This window comes from Immundisolibacter sp. (genome assembly GCF_014359565.1).
GTDB lineage: Bacteria > Pseudomonadota > Gammaproteobacteria > Immundisolibacterales > Immundisolibacteraceae > Immundisolibacter.
This window is the reverse complement of the sequence record NZ_JACIZD010000013.1, coordinates 57,204-63,666: the sequence shown is the minus strand read 5'-3', so window position 1 is coordinate 63,666 and position 6,463 is coordinate 57,204. Positions and strand designations below refer to the sequence as shown.

Sequence of the window (6,463 nt, the reverse complement as noted above, 5' to 3'; positions counted from 1 at the left end):
CTGCGGCCTCGCCGCCGTTCGATCATGATCACTGCGCGCTCTTCGCTGCTCAAATGGCTGTACGTCGTTCCCATCGCAATACCTTACCTGCAGCAGGGTGTTGCACTTGGAACTTGAGTCTAAGCTTTCCTGAGCCCAAGCCCCCCTTGTTAGGCCGCCCATCCTGGTGGCCGCTGGATGTATGCTTATCTATGAATAACGCAGTTCGCTCGGTCCTCGTCTTTCTCTTCGACCTGCTTGCGGTAGTGGTCGCGTGGCTCGGTGGCATGTGGATTCGCTTCAACTTCGAGCTACCCGGCCATTACTCCCAGAAGCTGTGGCTGGGCCTGGGCGCGCTGCTGGTGGTGCATGCCATCGCCTGCCGCTGGGCTGGCCTCTACCGCGGCATGTGGGTGTTTGCCAGCCTGCCGGACCTGAAGCGCGTGCTGCGCGCGGTGGGTGTCTCCGCCGCGGCGCTGGTGGTGCTGATGGCGGTCGATCGCCTGCCGGGGCCGGTGATTCCGCGCTCGATGATCGTGCTTTATCCGCTGCTGCTGCTGCTGGTGATGGGCGGCGGGCGCGCCGCTTGGCGGATGTGGAAGGAGCACCGCCTGTTCGGCAGTCTGCGGGCGGAAGGCAAGCCGGTGGTGGTGGTCGGTGCTGGCACCGGCGGCGCGATGCTGGTGCGCGAGCTCGAGCGCAGTCCGGATTGGCGGGTGGTGGCGCTGGTCGATGACGATCCGGCCAAGTGGGGCCTGGAGCTGTACGGCGTGCCGATTGCCGGTCCCGTCGAGTCGCTGCCGCAGGTGCTGCAGGACGTCAAGGCGCAGCACGTGATCCTGGCCATGCCGTCGGCCGCGGCGGCCACGCTAAAGCGCGCGGCCGACGTTGCGGTGGCAGCGGGTGCGCGCGTGTTCACCGTGCCCGGCATCGAGGATTTGATGAGCGGCAAGGTGGCCATCAGCGCCATGCGGCCGGTGGAGATCGAGGATCTGCTCGGCCGCGAGCCGGTGCAGATCGACTCCGAGCATTTGCATGAAATGATCGGCGGCAAGACCGTGTTGATCACCGGCGCCGGCGGCTCGATCGGCAGCGAGCTGTGTCGGCAGCTGGCCCGCTTCGCGCCGGCGCGGCTGGTGCTGGTGGAGGCCAGCGAGCTGGCGCTGTACACCATCGAGCAGTGGTTTGGCGTGCACTGCCCGGACACGCCGATCGTGCCGCTGGCCGGCGACGTCAAGGACGCGGCGCGGCTGGAGGAGATCTTCGCCACCTGGAAGCCGCAGCTCGTGTTCCACGCCGCCGCCTACAAGCACGTGCCGCTGATGGAGGTGGGCAACGCCTGGCAGGCGGTGCGCAACAACGTGCTCGGCACGCTGCTGGTGGCGGCGCACGCGCAGCGCCACGGCGCAGAACGCTTCGTGCTGATCTCCACCGACAAGGCGGTGAACCCCACGAGCGTGATGGGCGCCACCAAGCGCCTGGCCGAGATGGTCTGCGAGGCCCTGCACAGCGCCGGCCAGGGCGGCACGCGCATCGAGATGGTGCGCTTCGGCAATGTACTGGGCAGCACCGGCAGCGTGATCCCGAAGTTCGCCGAACAGATTGCCCGTGGCGGGCCGGTGACGGTGACCCACCCCGACATCAACCGCTACTTCATGTCCATCCCCGAGGCGGCGCAGCTGGTGCTGCAGGCGGCGGCTATGGGCCAGGGCGGCGAAATCTTCGTGCTCGACATGGGCGAGCCGGTGAAGATCGTCGACCTGGCGCGCAACATGATCCGCCTGTCCGGCTACACCGAGGACCAGATCCGCATCGAGTTCTCCGGCCTGCGGCCGGGCGAGAAGCTCTACGAGGAGTTGCTGGCGGACGCCGAGCAGACGCGCGAGACGCCGCACCCCAAGCTGCGCATTGCCCGCTCGCGGCCGGTGGCGGCGGGTTTTCTGGACGAGCTGGCGCAGTGGCTGGCGCAGCCGGGGCCGGTGGCGGACGAACAGGTGCGGGCGGCGCTGCAGCGCTGGGTGCCGGAGTACGAGCCAGCGCGGCATTGAGGTGACGCTCGGCGCCCCCGGTGCCCCTTGGTCAACGCTGGAATGGGTGGACCGGTTCAATCACCGACGGTTGCCGGCGCCCATCGGCAACATGCCGCCGGCAGAGGCCAAAGCGGCTGACCATCGAAAAAATTGTAGGAGCCCGGCTGCGCCGGGCGATCTCCGGCCCGCGCGCTGCGCACAGGTAGAAGCCGCGCCGCTTTCCTTGGGCGCCGCAGGCCCGACGCCGGGGGCGCGGTTCACACCTTCAACGTGAACGGGTTGAAGTCGGTCTTGTCGTCGAAATAATCCTCCTGCTCGGCGCGCTTGAGGGCGTTCACCACCCGGTAAGTCAACGGCGTGGCGAGGATTTCCCAGCTGACCTTGATGCAGTAATTGGCAGCCATCACGTTGAGCAGGATGTGCGTGTCCCACACGCCGTAGAAGGCCAGCGGGTAGAACACCAGCGTGTCGGCGGCCTCGCCGACCATGGTCGAGCCGATGGTGCGCGTCCACAGGTACCGCCCGCGGGTCAGCACCTTCATGCGCGCCAGGGTGAAGGAATTCAGGATCTCGCCGCACCAGTAGCCAAGCAGCGATGCCAGCGCGATGCGCCATGTGGCACCAAAGGCCGCCTCGATCACCGCCTGACCGGTCCAGCCCTCGGCAGGCGGCAGGTGCACCACCACCGCGCTCATCACGGCGGCGAAGGCCAGCGCGCCGAAGCCGGCCCACACCACGCGCCGCGAGCGGGCGTAGCCGTAGACCTCGGTCAGCACGTCGCCGAACAGATAACTGAGCGGAAAGAACAGGTTGCCGGCGCTGAACGTGAGCCCGCCGACTGTGGTGACCTTGCTCACGCCGATCAGATTGGCGCACAGCAGCACTGTCACGAAGGCCGCCATCACCAGGTCGAAATAGCGGTAATTGCGCCGCGCTGCGGGGGCGGACATGGGCGGTCCTCGGACGGGATTGTGACGGTTCAAAAACCGCCTGGATGCTAGCACGCAGCGTGCCGACGGCCCGGGTGTCGCGGTTTCGTCACCGATCCGTCAACGGCCGGTCACGGGCAGGTTCCAGCATGCGCGGCGCTTTCGATCGGAAAGCGCCACGGGACTCTTCGACGCCATGCCCGAACCGGCCCTGTTGCTGCCCCGTCTGCCGGGTTTTGCCGGTCTTCTCACACAACCGCTGCTGGCCGCCGCCAACCGCCTGACCGGCCTGTCGCGCCTGAATGGCATGTACCAGCGCGCCCGGCGCGCGCCGGCGGCCGGCGATTTTCTGGACACCGCCTTGGCCACGCTCGGCGTGCGCTGCGAGCTGGACCCGCAGCGCCTGGCCCAGGTGCCCGGCAGCGGGCCGCTGGTGGTGGTGGCGAATCATCCCTTCGGCGGCGTGGAGGGTATGGCCCTGGCGCAGGCGCTGCGCCAGCGGCGGCCGGACCTGCGCATCCTCGCCAATCACCTGCTGGGGCGGGTGCCGGAACTCGATTCGCTGCTGATCCATGTCGATCCGTTCGCCGGCCCGGCGGCGGCGCGCCGCAATCACGTGCCGCTGCGCCAGGCGCTGGCTTGGCTCAAAGGCGGCGGCGCGCTGCTGGTGTTTCCGGCCGGGGCGGTGTCGCATTGGCACCTGCGCGCGCGGGCCGTGACCGATCCGTCCTGGCAGCCGACCGTGTCCTGGCTGGTGCGTCGCAGCGGGGCGGCGGTGTTGCCGGTGTTCGTCGCCGGTCGCAACAGCGCCGGCTTTCAGCTGGCCGGGCTGGTGTCGCCGCATTTGCGCACCGCGCTGTTGGCGCGCGAGCTGCTGCGCAGCCAGCGGCGCACGCTGCGTGTCGAGCTTGGCCGGCCGATCGCCGCGCGCGATCTGGAATGGTTGCCGGACGACGCCCAGCGCACCGCCTGGCTGCGGCTGAAGGTCTATGCCCTGGCGCCGCGGCTGGATGCCAAGCCCGGCCCGCTGCGCGCGGCGCCGGTGAGCGCCGCGCCGCCGGCGCCGTCGCTGTGCGCCGAAGTCGCCGCCTTGCCGGCCGACGCCTGTCTGCTGGAGCAGGGCAACTTTGCGGTTTACCTGACCTGCGCGGCGCAGATTCCGGGCCTGCTGCAGGAAATCGGCCGCCAGCGCGAGCTGACCTTCCGGGCCGCCGGCGAGGGCAGCGGCAAGGCGCTCGATCTGGATGATTTCGATCGGCACTACCTGCACCTGTGGCTGTGGGACCACGCCCAGGGGCGGCTGGCCGGTGCCTATCGCCTGGCGCCGATCGATCGGGTGCTGGCCGAGCGCGGCGAGCGCGGCCTGTACGTGGCCAGCCTGTTCCGCTTCCGGCGCGGCGCCTTGCTGGCCTTGGGATCGGCGCTGGAGCTCGGGCGCTCGTTCGTGGCCGGCGACTACCAGCGCGATTTTCAGCCGCTGCTGCTGCTGTGGCAGGGCATCGGCCGCTACCTGGTGGCCAACCCGCAGTACACCAAGCTGCTAGGCCCGGTCAGCATTGCCCGCACCTACAGCGACCAGTCGCGCGGGCTGATGGCCCATTACCTCGGCCGCTACTGCGCGAGTGCGGAACTGGCCGGCGCCGTGCGCGGCAATTACCGGCCGCCGCGGCTGCCGGGCCTGGGCGAGGCAGCCGTGGCGCGGCTGCTGCAGGACGTGGACGCGGTGGCCAACCTGGTCTCGGCCATCGAGGACGACGGCAAGGGCCTGCCGGTGCTGCTGCGCCACTACCTGAAGCTGAACGGCCAGGTGCTGGCCTGGAACGTCGACCGCGCCTTCGGCGATGTGCTGGATGCGCTGCTGCTGGTGGACCTGCGGCGCAGCGACCCGCGCCTGCTGCGTCGTTACATGGGCGCCGAAGGCGCGGCCCGCTTCCTGGCACGGCACACACTGCCTGCGGCGGCCTGAGCGCAGGGTGACCCGGCGGCCATTTGAGGGAGATGCTGAATAAATCAGTGCGTCATCAGCCGAAAAAGCTGGCGCTCGCCACCACGCCGTTCGCCGCTGGACCCAGCTGCCGGCGCCAGCCGTAACGCGCCGGGATTAGGGCTGCGCCGGCCGGAAATCCTGGTCCGAAAACGATGAGCCCTGCGGCGCACGAATGACGATGAAGCCGCGGCCGCTGTCCCGGTGGCAGGCGTTGCAGCCATCATCGAGCCGCCGCAAGGCGGCCGTAAAACGCTGAGCGTCCCGACTAACGATGGCGCCTTCCACGGCCGCGAGCGGTTTGGCCATCCACGTGTCGATCCACGTTGCCAGCGGCAGGTCGTGCCACGCTGGGTGCAGGCTTTTCACGTCGTCCAGGGATTCCTTGATCTCGTCAAGCTCGTAGGCGGCGAGCGGCCAGTTGCCCGCCTGGCCGGCCAGACCCAGCTTGATGTGGTGCGGCTGCACCCCGCCGGTCATCAGGTCGCCGACGCCCGGACTGTAGCTGGCCGTCGGGGCGTCCGGTTGTGGCTGGCGCGTCGACGCCTCGGCGCGTGCCCGTGGGGACAGCCCGAGCGTTAGTCCGGCTGCAACGGCAATCAAGACCAAGTATCGATGTCTCATGGACGTGCCCTGTTTTGGGGTTCGTCGAAGTTGCTGTTCGCGTGCCCGTGTGCGGTAGGCAAGGGCTACGGACACGCCATTTTCCGCCAGAGCGGTCATCAGTCTGACTGCCTGACCGCGGCGAGCCGGCCGATGAACATCCATCGGCCGCGGCGTTCCAGGTAATCGGCTGCCAGATGCGTGTTGTCGCGGGTGTCGGGACGGCGACGGGATTGAACCTTTGGACAGGGTCATGCGCAGCATTTGTGGAAACATTCATTAGCGTTATCTAATGCGCGCTGCGCCATCGCCGAATGGGGTTGTTCACATGAAACTGACCGTACGACAACAACAGGTTCTGGACTTCATCACCGCGTCCGTGACGGAGGCCGGCATGCCGCCGACGCGGGTGGAAATCGCCCGCCAGTTCGGGTTTCGTTCCATCAATGCCGCCGAGCAGCACCTGCGGGCGCTGGCGCGCAAGGGCGCCATCGATCTGATGGCCGGCACCTCGCGCGGCATTCGCCTGAAGCAGTCGACCGGATTGCCGGTGGTCGGGCAGGTCGCGGCCGGCAGTCCGTTGCTGGCCGAGGAGAACCTGCAGGGCGCGCGCGCGCTCAGCGGCACGCTGTTCAGTCCGAAGGCCGATTACCTGCTGCGGGTCAGCGGACTTAGCATGCGCGACGCCGGCATCTTGGACGGCGATCTGCTGGCGGTGCATGCCACGCCCAAGGCCAACAACGGCGATCTGGTGGTGGCGCGCATCGATGGCGAGGTGACCGTCAAGCGCTTCCAGCGCAAGGGCGGCAAGGTCACGTTGCTGGCGGCAAATCCGGATTTCGCGCCGATTGAGATTGACCCACGCAAGCACGAGTTCGTGATCGAAGGCCTGGGCGTGGGCCTGCTGCGCGATCTTTCCTGACGATGCTGGCGGCCGT

The 6,463-nt window shown here is 68.4% G+C and carries 5 protein-coding genes and 1 pseudogene; 4 read left to right on the top strand and 2 right to left on the bottom strand.

All coding sequences use genetic code 11. The features are described 5' to 3' along the window. The first annotated feature begins 191 nt into the window (after positions 1-191). Positions 192-2,027 carry a nucleoside-diphosphate sugar epimerase/dehydratase gene (locus tag H5U26_RS12270; RefSeq protein WP_290620092.1) on the top strand — a complete coding sequence of 612 codons (1,836 nt, stop codon included), beginning with the start codon at positions 192-194 and terminating at the stop codon, positions 2,025-2,027. A gap of 31 nt (positions 2,028-2,058) precedes the next feature. Further along, positions 2,059-2,283, top strand: a pseudogene (locus tag H5U26_RS12265) (hypothetical protein); the annotation flags it as partial. Here H5U26_RS12265 and H5U26_RS12260 read toward each other — a convergent pair. Further along, entirely contained in the window at positions 2,267-2,959 is a 693-nt protein-coding gene (locus H5U26_RS12260; RefSeq protein ID WP_290620090.1) for a queuosine precursor transporter, read from the bottom strand. The pseudogene H5U26_RS12265 and the gene H5U26_RS12260 overlap by 17 nt on opposite strands. A gap of 175 nt (positions 2,960-3,134) precedes the next feature. On the opposite strand from H5U26_RS12260, the gene H5U26_RS12255 reads away from it, so the two are divergent. Next, positions 3,135-4,904: a lysophospholipid acyltransferase family protein gene (locus H5U26_RS12255; RefSeq protein ID WP_290620088.1), complete on the top strand. Its 1,770-nt coding sequence runs from the start codon at positions 3,135-3,137 to the stop codon at positions 4,902-4,904. A gap of 135 nt (positions 4,905-5,039) precedes the next feature. Here the strand turns inward: H5U26_RS12255 and H5U26_RS12250 are convergent, their stop codons facing one another. Then, positions 5,040-5,645, bottom strand: a complete 606-nt coding sequence (locus tag H5U26_RS12250; protein WP_290620086.1) for a hypothetical protein — start codon at positions 5,643-5,645, stop codon at positions 5,040-5,042. A 208-nt stretch (positions 5,646-5,853) separates the two neighbouring features. Here H5U26_RS12250 and lexA point away from each other — a divergent pair, with 208 nt between their 5' ends. Beyond that, the gene (gene lexA / locus H5U26_RS12245) at positions 5,854-6,447 is read left to right on the top strand and encodes a transcriptional repressor LexA (protein WP_290620084.1); all 594 of its coding nucleotides are present in this window, start codon (positions 5,854-5,856) and stop codon (positions 6,445-6,447) included. Positions 6,448-6,463 lie beyond the last annotated feature (16 nt).

Bases quoted from the DNA above. Each gene is read 5' to 3' on its own strand.
- H5U26_RS12260 (WP_290620090.1), bottom strand. From the start codon at position 2,959: ATGTCCGCCCCCGCAGCGCGGCGCAATTACCGCTATTTCGACCTGGTG.
- H5U26_RS12250 (WP_290620086.1), bottom strand. From the start codon at position 5,645: ATGACCGCTCTGGCGGAAAATGGCGTGTCCGTAGCCCTTGCCTACCGC.
- lexA (WP_290620084.1), top strand. From the start codon at position 5,854: ATGAAACTGACCGTACGACAACAACAGGTTCTGGACTTCATCACCGCG.
- H5U26_RS12255 (WP_290620088.1), top strand. From the start codon at position 3,135: ATGCCCGAACCGGCCCTGTTGCTGCCCCGTCTGCCGGGTTTTGCCGGT.
- H5U26_RS12270 (WP_290620092.1), top strand. From the start codon at position 192: ATGAATAACGCAGTTCGCTCGGTCCTCGTCTTTCTCTTCGACCTGCTT.